The following is a 12,612-nucleotide window of genomic DNA, read 5'->3' on the forward strand; positions in this document are numbered from 1 at the left end:
TTTCAAGTAATGAAAGGAAAAATTCCTCAGGCTTTTATTAGCGATCTTATTGAGCGTACCGATATTGTATCTTTAATTGGTAGTCGGGTTGCCCTGCGTAAATCAGGTTACCAATATATTGCCTGTTGTCCTTTTCATAATGAAAAAACCCCATCATTTACCGTAAACCCACAAAAGCAATTCTATCATTGTTTTGGGTGCGGTACCCACGGAAACGCTATTAGCTTTCTTATTGCCTTTGATCACTTAAATTTTGTTGAGGCAGTAGGGGAGCTAGCCAAGCAAGCGGGTGTACTTATCCCAGGAGAAGAAGGACAATCTCTAAGTATTAACCAAAAGCTATACGATCTACTTGCATTTGCAGCTAGCTTCTATGCGGCCCAATTAAGAAAATATATAAATCATCAATATATTAAAACGTTTATTCAAAGAAGAGGATTAACTGAGTCTATTATCGATAAGTTTCAAGTTGGATTAGCTTTACCTTATTGGGATGGTTTGTTAAAAGCCATTCCTTCACCATTAAAACCCCATATTAAAAATTCTGGATTAATTATTAATAGGGGAGAAAAACCTAGTTACGATCGATTTAGAAACCGTCTTATCTTTCCAATTCATAATCGACAGGGAAAAATAATAGGCTTTGGTGGGCGACTTTTAGAAGATCATCCTACATATCCAAAATACCTAAATTCTCCTGAAACACCGTTTTTTCATAAAAGAAGAGAGCTATATGGTTTATATCAAGTTATTCAAGCATCACATAACCATGAGAAATTGCTAGTGGTTGAAGGATACATGGATGTACTTACACTTTTTAATCACGGTATAGAATATGCTGTAGCTACTTTAGGCACTGCCACTACTGTAGATCATCTAACTCGTCTATTCCAGATTGCTTCTACAATTGTGTTTTGTTTTGATGGAGACAACGCAGGTAAAAAAGCAGCTTGGCATGCTCTAGAAGTTGTACTACCTTTATTAAGTCAAGGGCGGGAAATTCAGTTTATTTTCCTACCTTATGGGGAGGATCCGGATAGCTTAGTTCGAAGTAAAGGGCGTAATACTTTTGAAGAATATATTGAAGGGGCGCAGCCACTATCTGAGGTGTTATTGAGTACAATAAAAGAGAAAGTAAATTTATATAGTATCGATGGTCGAGCTCGCTTAGTTGAATTGGCTTGGCCTTTAATATGTAAGATTCCTTCAGGTATCTACCGAGATATGCTACTTCTGCATCTTGCAGAAATAGCAAAAATAGAATACAACGTGCTAGTTAATAGGCTAGAGGCGAAAAAAAATAACTCTACAATTATTAGCCAAGAGCTAAAAAAAAATAAAAGTAAAGAAAATATATCTACACCAATACAAAAAATAATCACTATTCTTATTCAAAACCCTCATTTAATTGCGTTAGTTCCCAAAGATTTCTCGCTAGATGGAGTTGTGGGGTTAGATGTAGAATTACTCAGTAGTATTATTAAGCTGCTAATAGACAAACCTAATTCAAGTACAGGTGTTTTACTTGAACACTGGAGAAATTCAGGGTTAAATCCTTATTTAGAGCAGCTAGTAAAGAAAGAGTTATTCATTACTGATGAGAACATAGCAGTTGAATTAGAAAGTACAATTAATTGTTTAAAAAAACAAATTGCAGGCAAACAGGCGACTGTATTAGCTAATCATTTAGCTTTAAGTGATACAGAACAGAATAAATTACGTGCGTTATTAACTGTTAGATAGTTTTATAGGTATATAATAATTACACATTTAATGTAAACTACATACTAATATATAAACATACAACTTTGTATAAAGTTTGAAAAATGGAACAAGATCGCCAATCCCAGTTAAGATTGCTAATTATTAAAGGAAAAGATAGGGGTTACTTATCCTATAGTGAAGTTAATGATCACTTACCTGAAGATATTATAGACCCAGAACAAGTAGAAGATATCATTACTATGTTTAATGATATGGGGATTACTGTTCATGAGGACATATCAGAGACGGATGATCTAGCCCTTATGGATTCAACAGACATTGCTGATGAGGAAGTTGTAGAAGAGACTGCTGCTGCCCTTGTTTCTGATGGAGAATTTTCTCGAACCTCTGATCCTGTTCGCATGTATATGCGAGAGATGGGTAGCGTTGAACTTCTAACTCGTGATGGGGAAATTCATATCGCTAAAAAAATTGAGGAAGGCATGTATCAAGTTTACAGTGCTTTATCTCGGTTTCCAGATAGCACCGCAAAGCTGTTACAACAATATAAAAAAGTAGAATCAGGTGAGATTCGCATCTCTGATGTAATATCTGGATTTCATGATCTAGATGATAATACTACTACCCAAGTAGCTTCAGAGGAAGCTGAGGATTCAGAAAATATTGGTAAAGAAGAAGATAGCCAACTTGATCCTCAAAAAGTTAAAAAACAGTTTAACCAGCTTAAAAAAGTATATAAGCGTTATCAAGATACCCTAGTGGGCGGAGATGATAAAAAGCGGGTTAAAGCACTAGAAGCAATGAGTAAATGTTTTCTGGAGTTTAAACTTGTACCTAATACTTTTAAAGATCTTACAGATGAGCTGCATTCAACCGTTACAAAAATTCGTGAGCATGAGCGAGTTATTATACAAGTTGTCGTACATGAATCAGGAATGTTACGGCAAGAATTTTTGTCTTGCTTTCAAGGGCATGAAAGTGATTTGAGCTGGGTAGAAACTCACATTGAAGCAAAAAAGAATTACTCTCCTACTTTAAAGAATAATAAAGATATTATTCAAGCAGCTCAGAGAAAACTAGTTGCTTTAGAAAAAGCTGCTTGTATGAGTATTACTGAAATTAAAGAAACAAACCGATCTTTATCTATCGGTGAAGCTAGAGCTAAAAGAGCTAAAAAGGAAATGGTTGAGGCTAATTTACGCCTAGTCATTTCAATCGCTAAAAAATATACTAATCGTGGTCTTCAGTTTTTGGATTTAATTCAAGAAGGTAATATCGGCTTAATGAAAGCGGTAGATAAATTTGAATATCGCAGAGGATATAAATTTTCTACTTATGCTACTTGGTGGATACGGCAAGCAATTACCAGATCTATTGCAGATCAAGCACGGACCATTCGAATTCCTGTCCATATGATTGAAACAATCAATAAATTAAGTCGAATTTCTCGACAAATGCTGCAAGAAATGGGTAGAGAGCCCACTCCAGAAGAGCTTGCTGAGCGAGTAGAGATGCCAGAGGATAAGGTACGTAAAGTATTAAAAATATCAAAAGAACCTATTTCAATGGAAACTCCTATAGGAGACGATGAAGACTCTCACTTAGGAGATTTCGTTGAAGATATAGATACTGTTTCTCCTGCAGATTCTGCAATTTTTTCTGGATTACAGGAAACAACACAGGTAATATTATCAGGATTAACACCTAGAGAAGCTAAAGTGTTGAGAATGCGCTTTGGGATTGATATGAATACGGATCATACCCTAGAGGAAGTAGGAAAACAATTTGATGTTACCCGAGAGCGAATTCGTCAAATTGAAGCAAAGGCACTGCGTAAGCTGCGTCATCCTTCTCGTTCTGAGCAATTACGTAGTTTTTTAGATATAGGTAGAAAATGATTAAGCGGGGCCTATAGCTCAGTTGGTTAGAGCAGGGGACTCATAATCCCTTGGTCGTAGGTTCGAGTCCTACTGGGCCCACCAAGTTCTACTAATGGTTTTAAATAACTAAATGATAACCTTGATAAATTCAGCTAGGTTACAGCTCACTATAATTATTTGTATCATTTCTTGTTCTATCTTTTATTTTAGTGGGGAGTATCTAGCACTTCATCCTAGAATATTTGGGAATCAAATGTTTATTCCTAATATTACTACAGGAAGTTTTGCGTTTTTACTTAAAACAATAGGGCAGATTCTTTCTGTACCTGCTGTAATTATTACTATTAGGATATATATTGCAGAGAAGAATCGTATTCTAAATCAAAAAAATAGCTAAAACTACCATAATTGCTATTTATATCAGGTTGGTGGCCAGGGGCAGAATCGAACTGCCGACACAGGGATTTTCAGTCCCTTGCTCTACCGACTGAGCTACCTGGCCTTATTAGGATAATAACTATCCTCCATATACTATCACATATGAATTATTTAACAAGATTGTATCAATAGTTATATCGGATAGAATAGATCTTTTACTTACCAAGGTGGCTTATGTTTCCTGTCCTACCTATATTTCTTCTTGGATTGCCCTTTATTGAAATTTATTTATTTATCGTAATCGGTAGTAGAATTGGAGCAGGAGCTACGATTCTACTCTGCCTTATTACCGCATTATTAGGGGGAAATTTAGTCCGGTATCAGGGATTCTCTATTTTACGTAATGTCCAATCTATAGGAGCTAGAGGAGAGACTCCAGCACTCGAGATGCTAGAAGGTGTAGTGATTCTTATATCTGGTATTCTTCTAATTATTCCGGGATTTTTTACTGATTTTTTAGCTCTTTTAGGATTAATACCCAATATACGCAAGCTATTTATTACTTCTTTTATTTTTCGTAACTTTTCTAAAGTAACAATGTATAGTATCGGAACACAGGGTACTTCCTATCAAAATAAGACTCGTATTATCGAAGGACAAGCTAAAAAAGAGAAAGAATAAATATTTATTTATTCTTTCTCTTTAATTGACTTATTTCTAAGTTTTATCTATTATTAGCACTCATTATAGGTGAGTGCTAATAATTCCTAGCTTGTACTCTCTTGAAAATTGATAAAGAGTATTCCTGTAATGATCAATATAGTAATTAAAAAATTTCTATTATTTATAGACATTAAAGTAGTGAGGAAAAAGTAATGAAGATTCGCCCGCTTCATGATCGTGTGATTGTTCGCAGAACAGAAGAAGAAAAAACCTCTGCTGGTGGAATTGTGATTCCAGATACAGCTGCCGAAAAACCCATTCGCGGAGAAGTAATTGCCGTAGGCAATGGTAAAATCCTAGAAAATGGGCAAACCAGATCTCTTGATGTTAAGGTTGGAGATAAGGTGCTCTTTGGTAAATATTCTGGTACAGAAGTTAAAGTAGACGGTGAAGAATTACTTGTGATGCGCGAAGACGATATCGTAGCAGTTTTTCACGGCTAAAAAGTAGCTTATATAGAAATAGGTTTATTTAACTAATTAATTATAATAGAGGATTAAATTAAGTATGTCTGCTAAAGAAGTAAAATTTAGCGAAGATGCACGCCATCGTATGGTGCGTGGAGTTAATATTCTAGCTGATGCGGTAAAAGTTACTTTAGGCCCTAAAGGACGCAATGTAGTTTTAGAAAAAAGTTTTGGTGCTCCTACTATCACTAAAGATGGAGTTAGCGTTGCTAAAGAAGTTGAGCTTAAAGATAAGTTTGAAAATATGGGCGCCCAAATGGTTAAAGAGGTTGCTTCTCAAACTTCTGATGTCGCTGGCGATGGTACAACCACTGCAACAGTATTAGCCCAAAGTATGTTGCGGGAAGGAATGAAAGCAGTAGCCGCTGGTATGAATCCTATGGATCTTAAGCGAGGTATTGATAAAGCAGTTGTAGCAGCTGTTGAAGAGATGAAAAAATTATCTAAGCCTTGTGCAGATAATAAAGCAATTGCTCAAGTAGGTACTATTTCTGCTAATTCAGATGAGACCGTAGGAAATATTATTGCTGAAGCAATGCAGAAAGTAGGTAAAGAAGGGGTAATTACAGTAGAAGAGGGATCTGGTTTAGAAAATGAACTAGATGTAGTTGAAGGAATGCAATTCGATCGTGGTTACTTATCTCCTTACTTTGTAAGCAATCAGCAGTCTATGGCTTCTGAGTTAGATAATCCTTATATCCTTATCCATGATAAAAAAATCTCTAATATTCGTGAATTACTCCCTATATTAGAGAATGTAGCAAAATCAAGTAGACCTTTACTTATCATTGCTGAAGATGTAGAAGGAGAAGCCCTAGCTACGCTAGTAGTAAATACCATTAGAGGTATTGTGAAAGTATGTGCTGTTAAAGCTCCTGGGTTCGGGGATCGCCGTAAAGCTATGCTAGAGGATATTGCTGTGCTTACTGGAGGTACCGTTATTTCCGAAGAGGTAGGGTTATCCTTAGATAAAGCATCATTAGATGATTTAGGTCAGGCTAAGAGAATTAGCGTTAGCAAAGAAAACACTACGATTGTTGATGGGGCAGGCAATACAGATAGTATTAAAGCTCGAGTAGAACAAATTCGTGTTCAAATGGAAGAAGCTACTTCTGAATACGATAAAGAAAAACTTCAAGAACGAGTAGCTAAGCTAGCTGGTGGTGTTGCAGTTATCAAGGTAGGTGCTGCCACTGAAATGGAAATGAAAGAGAAAAAAGCTCGTGTTGAAGATGCACTCCATGCCACTCGTGCAGCAGTGGAAGAAGGGGTTGTTCCTGGTGGTGGCGTTGCTTTAATTCGTGCTTTACTTGCTATTAAAGATATTAAAGGGCTAAATCACGACCAAGATGTAGGTATTAATTTAGCTCGTCGTGCAATGGAAGAGCCATTACGTCAAATCGTGCACAATGCTGGAGAAGAAGCCTCAGTTATCGTGAATACTGTTAAAGAAGGATCAGGGAATTTTGGCTATAATGCTGCTACTGGTGAGTTTGGCGATATGATTGCTATGGGGATCTTAGATCCTACGAAAGTATCCAGAACCGCACTACAAAAAGCTGCTAGTGTATCTGGTTTAATGATTACTACGGAAGCTATGATTGCAGAAGCACCTAAGGATGAAGGTTCAGCCACCGGTGCCCCAGGCATGGGTGGCATGGGTGGTATGGGTGATATGGGAATGATGTAAAGCTCTTATTGCTTTCACTTTAGTTGCCTCTTAAGATAAGAGGGATCTCCAGAGATTTCTGGGGATCCCTCTTATTTTTTTGAAAGATAGGAAAATTTTATGAATCAAATAACTAATCTTATAGCTAGAATGTTGTTAGCCCAGGTTTTTATTTTGGCTGGTATTTCTAAATTAGGATCAGGCTATGGAGGTACTCAAGAATATATGAGCTCAGTAGGAGTTCCGAGTGCTTTATTACCTCTAGTAATACTAATTGAGTTTGGGGGAGGAATAGCTTTAATCCTCGGTTTCTTTACTCGTTGGGTTGCACTAGTTTTAGCTGTCTTTGCCATAGCAGCTGCAGCACTTTTTCATAGTGATTTTTCTAACCAAATGGAAGTAATTGCTTTTACAAAAAATATAGCAATCTCTGGCGGATTATTGCTATTAATGTGCTATGGTGGCGATAAATATAGTTTAGATGCAAGGAAGGCTAAAGACAAAACAAGCGTTTAGTTCTATACTTAATACTTTAAATCTATAGTAAGGAGAGTATAGATGAAATCTTTATTAACTACTTTAAGTTTATTGTTATTATGCTCTATATCATTTGCTACATTAGCAGAAGAAACTGCTACTGAAAAGCTAGAAGCAAAAACTAATGATGCCAAGAGATCAGCTCAAGCAAAAGTGAACAGGGCTAAAGAAGCGACCTGTACGGATGGTACAATGAAATGTCTTGGAGAGAAAATTAAAGACAGAACGGTGGAAGCATACGATGCTACAAAAGATAAAGCCGTAGAGCTTAAACATAAAGCTGATTAAAAATGATTAAGGTAGTTATATCTTTATGAATAGATATGACTACCTTTTAAGTTATTCCACTTGGTGAAATTAATAAATTATTATTTTTCTGTTTTTTGAGCTTGATCATCAGCCACCTGATCCATTTCTAGCTCGCTGATTTTTCCATCTTTGTTCCTATCCATATCTCTGAATAGAGTTTTACTATATTGATCTATTTCTAACTCACTTATTTTTCCGTCTTTATTTTTATCCATGTCTTCAAACAACTCTTTATTATATAGATCTCTCTCTAATTCGCTAATTTCTCCATCTTGATTTTTATCCATATTTTTAAATAGAGCTCTATTGTACTCTTTAGATTTATCTATCATTCCATTGTTAGATTCGCTATCTCCGCTTAAACTAGGAGTTGATAGGAATGCAAATAAAAACCCAATAAAATAGGTAATTCTTATATTCTTAGTCATTTGTAACCCCCATTTCCTTTTTGCTGATATAGCCATCACGATCAGTGTCTAAGTGTCCAAAATTACGTTCTGTGCCTGCTTCAAACTCTTCAACGCTTACTCTTCCATCTCCATTCCTATCAAGTAATCTAAGCAAATTATGAACCGCCTTTTTGCGTTCTTCTTCTTCATATTTAGGGTGCTCGGGAGGTATATAATCTGGGCTCATAGGAAATGGTAGACCGCCAGTAGCAATAGCCCGATCCGGGGTACCTACTATTGTAGTTAGATAAATAGCAAATAGTAGAAAAATCCCTAAAACTCTAAAGAGAGCTTTACCCATAAGCCTGCCTCCCCTCTAGTACTTAATTCCAAGAAATTAGAGTTAGGTTTAAGATTTAAACTCTTAATGATTGCTATTTATGAATAGTACCCATCATTTCTTCTCTGCTAATATAGCCATCTCTATTAGTATCTAGGTGGCTAAAATTACGTTCAGTACCTTCCTCAAACTCCTCTATACTTACTCTTCCATCCCCGTTTCTATCTAGAGATCGCAGTAATTCATGAATCATTTTTCTACGTTTTTCTGCATCGTACTTAGGGCGGTCTGGATGGCTTGGGGGAATATATTCAGGGTCCATAGGAAATGGTAGCCCACCAGTAGCAAAAGCTGAAGGAGTAGTCAAAGATAGCAAAAAAACGGAGGAAGTAGCTAGGGGCAATAAAAAAAGCCCACCAAGGGTAAAATTACCTATCGTCCTAATAATCTTTTCCATGATCTTTTACTCCCTTATCTTATATATAACAGCCACTCACGCCCTGCAGTTAAGTGCTGCAGGGCACGGATAAATTGATTAGGCAAATAATGTATTAATGAAACTAATATACCATACTGTTGTTTACTATTAAAATTCTATCAGTATGGAAATCTAAAACTAGTTGGTAGGATTATGTTCTAATTGCAATAACCCTACATTATACGTTTCTTCTTGTTTTAAGACAGCTAAATAAAGCTCTTGATCACTAAGATAGCCATCTCCGTCAAGATCTATTGCATGAAACCGATCATCAGCAGCTAAATCTACTTCTAATTCACTGATTCTACCATCTTTATTTTTATCTAATTCTTGAAAGAATTGCTCATTAGCTTCTTTCTGCATATTTTTATAAGAATTAGTAGATACTTTATCTTGGGCAAAGCCAGGGATAGTTAGCATTAGTGCAAAAATTCCACTAAGAATAGCTGAGCAGCTTATAAATTTTGAATTCTTCATATTATGTATACTCTCCTTTTTAGTATGGAAGGACTTATAGATATCCTCCTACCCTAAGGATAGGATCTATTGTGAAAAATTCAAGATGATGAGAGATATTTTTATAAAAAACATCTATAATAGATAAACCAAGTTAGTAGCTCTAGCTAATTCTCAGCTAGCATACCGATAAATATTTGATCTGTACTCTCACTCTCGGGTGTAATTAATCTAGATTGGGCAACTTTAGTATAGTTAGCCTCTTGATTCAACTGGGCAATATAGAGTTCATCTTCACTAAGATAACCATCTCCATCTAGATCCATATTTTTAAATCTCTTACCTGCTGCTAGATCAATTTCAAGCTGGCTAATTTTTCCATCCTTATTTATATCTAGCTCCCTAAATAACTGTTCTTTATTTATATCTAGCTCTCTATAGAGTTTTTCTTCTTGAGTTTCTTCCCGTACCTTATATTTATAGCTAGAATCAGAACTGGGTCGATCACCAGCGAAGACAGAAAAAGATACACTAATAGCAAGGATTCCACTAAAAATTGTTAAGCAACAAGCATTTTTCAAATTTCTTTTTTTCATAACGTCTCTCCTTATTTTGTACTCACTTCTATCATAGGAATGAGTGTCTCTCTCATCAATTAAGATTAGACAGCATCTGCGAAAAATCAAGAAAATTTATTGAAAAGTAAAGAGAGAGTACTAAAAATATTTTTAGGGAAAGACTTAAAATGGAGGGAATAAATTAGCCTTACAAAAAGATGTAAGGCTAATTTTTAAAGTGTTAGTAAAGCAATCTACTAACCGTTATTAGTCTGAATGTTCATTGTGTTTTTTCTTCATTTCTTTAGCAGCCGCTGCCGCTTCGTCTTTAGTAACATATCCATCTTTATTAGTATCTACTTTATCAAATCGTGCAGCAGCCGCTGCTTGTGCTTCTCCTTTACTAATCTTACCATCCCCGTCTGTATCCATTTTACTAAACATTTTTTCCATATGTTTTTCATGTCTACCTTCCTTATCTGAAGAGCCGGCAAAAGCAGAAGCAGAAAATATCAGTGATAAAGCACCACCGAAAATGAATAAATTACGTAACATTTTAATAGAGGCGATCTTCATTAGAATACTCCTTTTAAAGTTTAAAAAATAAATAAGGAAAATAATATCTAGCGATACCTTCAACTAATTATTGTTGTCTGAATCTCTATGATGTTTTTCCCAATTGCCACGATTGCCCCCATGGTGTTCCTCTCCTTCATTCCCATAATTACCATGGTGCTTATTACCTTTGCTTTCATTTTTCATAGAAGAACCAAGCTCATCTTGAGTAATATATCCGTCACTATTGGAATCAACTTTATCAAATCGATCTTTTAATGATCCTTTGGCTTCATCTTTGCTGATTTTACCATCTCCATTCGAATCCATTTTGCTGAACCACTCTCCTTTGTTTCCTTCTTGAGATGAAGCAGCAAATATTGGAGTAGAAAATATTAAAAACAGTGCACCACCAACTATTAACAAATTACGCAAAAAAATAGTTTTCACTGAACACTCCTTCTAGTATTTATAGCATTTAAAAATGAAAATTAGTTAAGAAAACAGCTCTATCGCTTATATCTATTACGATGAAATGTATTCAAACTCTTGCTTTGACTAGTTGATATATCAAATTGTTCCACATCATCCCAAATTTTTGACTCCTCTTTAATAATTCTTGAATCTCAGACCAGCTAAATAGGGAATTTTTTAAAATATCATAGGTGTTAAATAGAACTTTTAAGTAATTATTATTTTTCCTATAATCAATCCATTTTTTTCCTAACCATCCGAGGGTAATTACTATCCATAGGATGGGGGTAATAGGTAAATGAAGAAAGATGGTATTTAGTGAATAGGGAGGAATAGTAGTGAATGAAAAAATAATTATCCATGCCAATATTTTTAAGATAAATAATCCAAATCGCCAAAGTTCTGCTAAAATTCTAAACGTAGAATTACCTGATTTTTTAGATTGATAACGGCTATGGGGCATAGTTTGGACTCGAATAGCATCAAGTGCATTTAAACAATCTCTATAAATCAAAATATCCATCATTAACCAATCTAACTCTTGACAATGGATTTGGGGAAACTTTAAATAGTCAGTAATTACAGTTTCTAACTCTGTCTCTTTAAAAGACAAGTTCTGCCAGTCATATTCCTTATTTTCTTTACTTCTATGATTCCAAATTATTTCAGGGATACTTTTATCATTCTTCCAATGGATAGAAGTAGATAAATTATCAATTATAGATTCTGCTTTTTTTAGAAGATAATCTTGGTTGGGATCTTTAGCTGTTTGAGTAGTGATTTGCTGAATAAGCGTATCTTTATTTGTCATTATTTGATTTTAGTCATTTAAAAATAAAAATTATATTTGTAAATACCGACAATTTTTACCATGATAAGCTACCCTAATATCAATCCAATAGCACTTTCTTTAGGACCAATTCAAGTTCATTGGTATGGTCTTATGTATCTGATTGGGTTTATTGCTGGTTGGTGGTTAGGACGAATCCGAGCTAACAAACCACAATCAGGATGGACTCAAGAGCAAGTAGATGATCTCCTTTTTTATGTAGTTTTAGGGATTATCTTAGGAGGACGTATTGGTTATATGTTCTTCTATAGTTTTGATTATTTAATTGAAAATCCGCTGAGCATTTTTAAAGTATGGCAGGGGGGTATGTCCTTTCACGGTGGATTACTTGGTGTACTTACGGCGATGGCTATTTATGCGTATAAAACAAAAAAGAGCTATTTCCAAGTTACAGATTTTATTGCACCTTTAATTCCTATTGGATTAGGAACGGGGCGAATTGGAAACTTTATCAATGGTGAATTATGGGGAAAAGTAACCGCTCTGCCTTGGGCCATAGTATTTCCTGATCCTAGAGCAGGGGATCTACCCCGTCATCCCTCCCAACTTTATGAAGCTGGATTAGAAGGTCTTGTTTTATTTTTAATTTTATGGCTTTTCTCTGGAAAAAAAAGACCTACTAAGGCAATTTCTGGCTTATTTTTAATCTGTTATGGGTTATTCCGATTTGCAGTAGAGTTCGTGCGGATACCCGATTCCCAGCTAGGTTATTTGGCATTTAATTGGCTTACTATGGGGCAGATTCTGAGTTTTCCTATGATTATCCTAGGTATTACTCTTTTCGGATGGTCTTATTTAAAGCGTACTTCCTAAATTTGCAAATTT

At 35.4% G+C, this 12,612-nt stretch carries 17 protein-coding genes and 2 tRNA genes; 10 read left to right on the plus strand and 9 right to left on the minus strand.

What is annotated here, in order from left to right; translation table 11 throughout:
• Positions 1-9 precede the first annotated feature (9 nt).
• From dnaG to OOL07_RS00145, 4 genes are all read left to right on the plus strand, one after another.
• Positions 10-1,743, plus strand: a complete 1,734-nt coding sequence (dnaG, locus tag OOL07_RS00130; RefSeq protein WP_264693967.1) for a DNA primase — start codon at positions 10-12, stop codon at positions 1,741-1,743.
• 83 nt (positions 1,744-1,826) lie between these two features.
• On the plus strand, positions 1,827-3,623 hold the full coding sequence (gene rpoD / locus OOL07_RS00135; RefSeq protein WP_264693970.1) for an RNA polymerase sigma factor RpoD: 1,797 nt from the start codon (positions 1,827-1,829) through the stop codon (positions 3,621-3,623).
• Positions 3,624-3,630: 7 nt separating this feature from the next.
• Positions 3,631-3,707: transfer RNA gene (locus tag OOL07_RS00140), tRNA-Ile, on the plus strand.
• A gap of 28 nt (positions 3,708-3,735) precedes the next feature.
• A complete protein-coding gene (locus tag OOL07_RS00145; RefSeq protein WP_264693972.1) occupies positions 3,736-4,002 on the plus strand; it encodes a hypothetical protein in 267 nt (88 codons plus the stop codon).
• Positions 4,003-4,031: 29 nt separating this feature from the next.
• Here OOL07_RS00145 and OOL07_RS00150 read toward each other — a convergent pair.
• A tRNA-Phe gene (locus OOL07_RS00150) sits at positions 4,032-4,107 on the minus strand.
• A gap of 110 nt (positions 4,108-4,217) precedes the next feature.
• On the opposite strand from OOL07_RS00150, the gene OOL07_RS00155 reads away from it, so the two are divergent.
• From OOL07_RS00155 to OOL07_RS00175, 5 genes are all read left to right on the plus strand, one after another.
• Positions 4,218-4,664 carry an FxsA family protein gene (locus OOL07_RS00155; protein WP_264693974.1) on the plus strand — a complete coding sequence of 149 codons (447 nt, stop codon included), beginning with the start codon at positions 4,218-4,220 and terminating at the stop codon, positions 4,662-4,664.
• Between the two features lie 194 nt (positions 4,665-4,858).
• Positions 4,859-5,149: a co-chaperone GroES gene (groES, locus tag OOL07_RS00160; RefSeq protein WP_264693976.1), complete on the plus strand. Its 291-nt coding sequence runs from the start codon at positions 4,859-4,861 to the stop codon at positions 5,147-5,149.
• A gap of 64 nt (positions 5,150-5,213) precedes the next feature.
• Complete coding sequence (gene groL / locus OOL07_RS00165) at positions 5,214-6,863, plus strand: chaperonin GroEL (RefSeq protein ID WP_264693978.1); 1,650 nt, start codon at positions 5,214-5,216, stop codon at positions 6,861-6,863.
• A gap of 99 nt (positions 6,864-6,962) precedes the next feature.
• Positions 6,963-7,358 (plus strand): DoxX family protein, encoded by a 396-nt coding sequence (locus OOL07_RS00170; RefSeq protein ID WP_264693980.1) that lies wholly within the window; start codon positions 6,963-6,965, stop codon positions 7,356-7,358.
• Positions 7,359-7,400: 42 nt separating this feature from the next.
• On the plus strand, positions 7,401-7,667 hold the full coding sequence (locus OOL07_RS00175; protein ID WP_264693982.1) for a hypothetical protein: 267 nt from the start codon (positions 7,401-7,403) through the stop codon (positions 7,665-7,667).
• A gap of 80 nt (positions 7,668-7,747) precedes the next feature.
• On the opposite strand, the gene OOL07_RS00180 is transcribed toward OOL07_RS00175, so the two are convergent.
• The 8 genes from OOL07_RS00180 to OOL07_RS00215 all read right to left on the minus strand — a co-directional run bounded on the left by OOL07_RS00180 (position 7,748) and on the right by OOL07_RS00215 (position 11,748).
• Positions 7,748-8,116, minus strand: coding sequence for an EF-hand domain-containing protein (locus tag OOL07_RS00180; protein WP_264693984.1), 369 nt, complete (start codon positions 8,114-8,116; stop codon positions 7,748-7,750).
• The gene (locus OOL07_RS00185) at positions 8,109-8,438 is read right to left on the minus strand and encodes an EF-hand domain-containing protein (RefSeq protein WP_264693986.1); all 330 of its coding nucleotides are present in this window, start codon (positions 8,436-8,438) and stop codon (positions 8,109-8,111) included. Before OOL07_RS00185 ends, OOL07_RS00180 begins: the two co-directional genes overlap by 8 nt.
• A gap of 73 nt (positions 8,439-8,511) precedes the next feature.
• The gene (locus OOL07_RS00190) at positions 8,512-8,874 is read right to left on the minus strand and encodes an EF-hand domain-containing protein (protein WP_264693988.1); all 363 of its coding nucleotides are present in this window, start codon (positions 8,872-8,874) and stop codon (positions 8,512-8,514) included.
• Between the two features lie 159 nt (positions 8,875-9,033).
• Positions 9,034-9,372 carry an EF-hand domain-containing protein gene (locus OOL07_RS00195; protein WP_264693990.1) on the minus strand — a complete coding sequence of 113 codons (339 nt, stop codon included), beginning with the start codon at positions 9,370-9,372 and terminating at the stop codon, positions 9,034-9,036.
• Positions 9,373-9,518: 146 nt separating this feature from the next.
• A complete protein-coding gene (locus OOL07_RS00200; protein ID WP_264693992.1) occupies positions 9,519-9,947 on the minus strand; it encodes an EF-hand domain-containing protein in 429 nt (142 codons plus the stop codon).
• A 228-nt stretch (positions 9,948-10,175) separates the two neighbouring features.
• Entirely contained in the window at positions 10,176-10,484 is a 309-nt protein-coding gene (locus OOL07_RS00205; RefSeq protein ID WP_264693994.1) for an EF-hand domain-containing protein, read from the minus strand.
• Between the two features lie 63 nt (positions 10,485-10,547).
• The gene (locus tag OOL07_RS00210; protein ID WP_264693997.1) at positions 10,548-10,898 is read right to left on the minus strand and encodes an EF-hand domain-containing protein; all 351 of its coding nucleotides are present in this window, start codon (positions 10,896-10,898) and stop codon (positions 10,548-10,550) included.
• Positions 10,899-11,004: 106 nt separating this feature from the next.
• A complete protein-coding gene (locus OOL07_RS00215) occupies positions 11,005-11,748 on the minus strand; it encodes a hypothetical protein (RefSeq protein ID WP_264693999.1) in 744 nt (247 codons plus the stop codon).
• A gap of 60 nt (positions 11,749-11,808) precedes the next feature.
• On the opposite strand from OOL07_RS00215, the gene lgt reads away from it, so the two are divergent.
• Positions 11,809-12,600 (plus strand): prolipoprotein diacylglyceryl transferase, encoded by a 792-nt coding sequence (lgt, locus tag OOL07_RS00220; protein ID WP_264694001.1) that lies wholly within the window; start codon positions 11,809-11,811, stop codon positions 12,598-12,600.
• The last annotated feature ends 12 nt before the right edge of the window (positions 12,601-12,612 follow it).

Origin of the sequence: Candidatus Nitrosacidococcus sp. I8, from assembly GCF_945836005.1 — a bacterium.
GTDB lineage: Bacteria > Pseudomonadota > Gammaproteobacteria > Nitrosococcales > Nitrosococcaceae > Nitrosacidococcus.

Excerpts from the sequence above, each read along its gene's own strand:
- dnaG (WP_264693967.1), top strand. The coding sequence starts at position 10 with ATGAAAGGAAAAATTCCTCAGGCTTTTATTAGCGATCTTATTGAGCGT.
- rpoD (WP_264693970.1), top strand. The coding sequence starts at position 1,827 with ATGGAACAAGATCGCCAATCCCAGTTAAGATTGCTAATTATTAAAGGA.
- OOL07_RS00145 (WP_264693972.1), top strand. The coding sequence starts at position 3,736 with ATGATAACCTTGATAAATTCAGCTAGGTTACAGCTCACTATAATTATT.
- OOL07_RS00155 (WP_264693974.1), top strand. The coding sequence starts at position 4,218 with ATGTTTCCTGTCCTACCTATATTTCTTCTTGGATTGCCCTTTATTGAA.
- groES (WP_264693976.1), top strand. The coding sequence starts at position 4,859 with ATGAAGATTCGCCCGCTTCATGATCGTGTGATTGTTCGCAGAACAGAA.
- groL (WP_264693978.1), top strand. The coding sequence starts at position 5,214 with ATGTCTGCTAAAGAAGTAAAATTTAGCGAAGATGCACGCCATCGTATG.
- OOL07_RS00170 (WP_264693980.1), top strand. The coding sequence starts at position 6,963 with ATGAATCAAATAACTAATCTTATAGCTAGAATGTTGTTAGCCCAGGTT.
- OOL07_RS00175 (WP_264693982.1), top strand. The coding sequence starts at position 7,401 with ATGAAATCTTTATTAACTACTTTAAGTTTATTGTTATTATGCTCTATA.
- OOL07_RS00180 (WP_264693984.1), bottom strand. The coding sequence starts at position 8,116 with ATGACTAAGAATATAAGAATTACCTATTTTATTGGGTTTTTATTTGCA.
- OOL07_RS00185 (WP_264693986.1), bottom strand. The coding sequence starts at position 8,438 with ATGGGTAAAGCTCTCTTTAGAGTTTTAGGGATTTTTCTACTATTTGCT.
- OOL07_RS00190 (WP_264693988.1), bottom strand. The coding sequence starts at position 8,874 with ATGGAAAAGATTATTAGGACGATAGGTAATTTTACCCTTGGTGGGCTT.
- OOL07_RS00195 (WP_264693990.1), bottom strand. The coding sequence starts at position 9,372 with ATGAAGAATTCAAAATTTATAAGCTGCTCAGCTATTCTTAGTGGAATT.
- OOL07_RS00200 (WP_264693992.1), bottom strand. The coding sequence starts at position 9,947 with ATGAAAAAAAGAAATTTGAAAAATGCTTGTTGCTTAACAATTTTTAGT.
- OOL07_RS00205 (WP_264693994.1), bottom strand. The coding sequence starts at position 10,484 with ATGAAGATCGCCTCTATTAAAATGTTACGTAATTTATTCATTTTCGGT.
- OOL07_RS00215 (WP_264693999.1), bottom strand. The coding sequence starts at position 11,748 with ATGACAAATAAAGATACGCTTATTCAGCAAATCACTACTCAAACAGCT.
- lgt (WP_264694001.1), top strand. The coding sequence starts at position 11,809 with ATGATAAGCTACCCTAATATCAATCCAATAGCACTTTCTTTAGGACCA.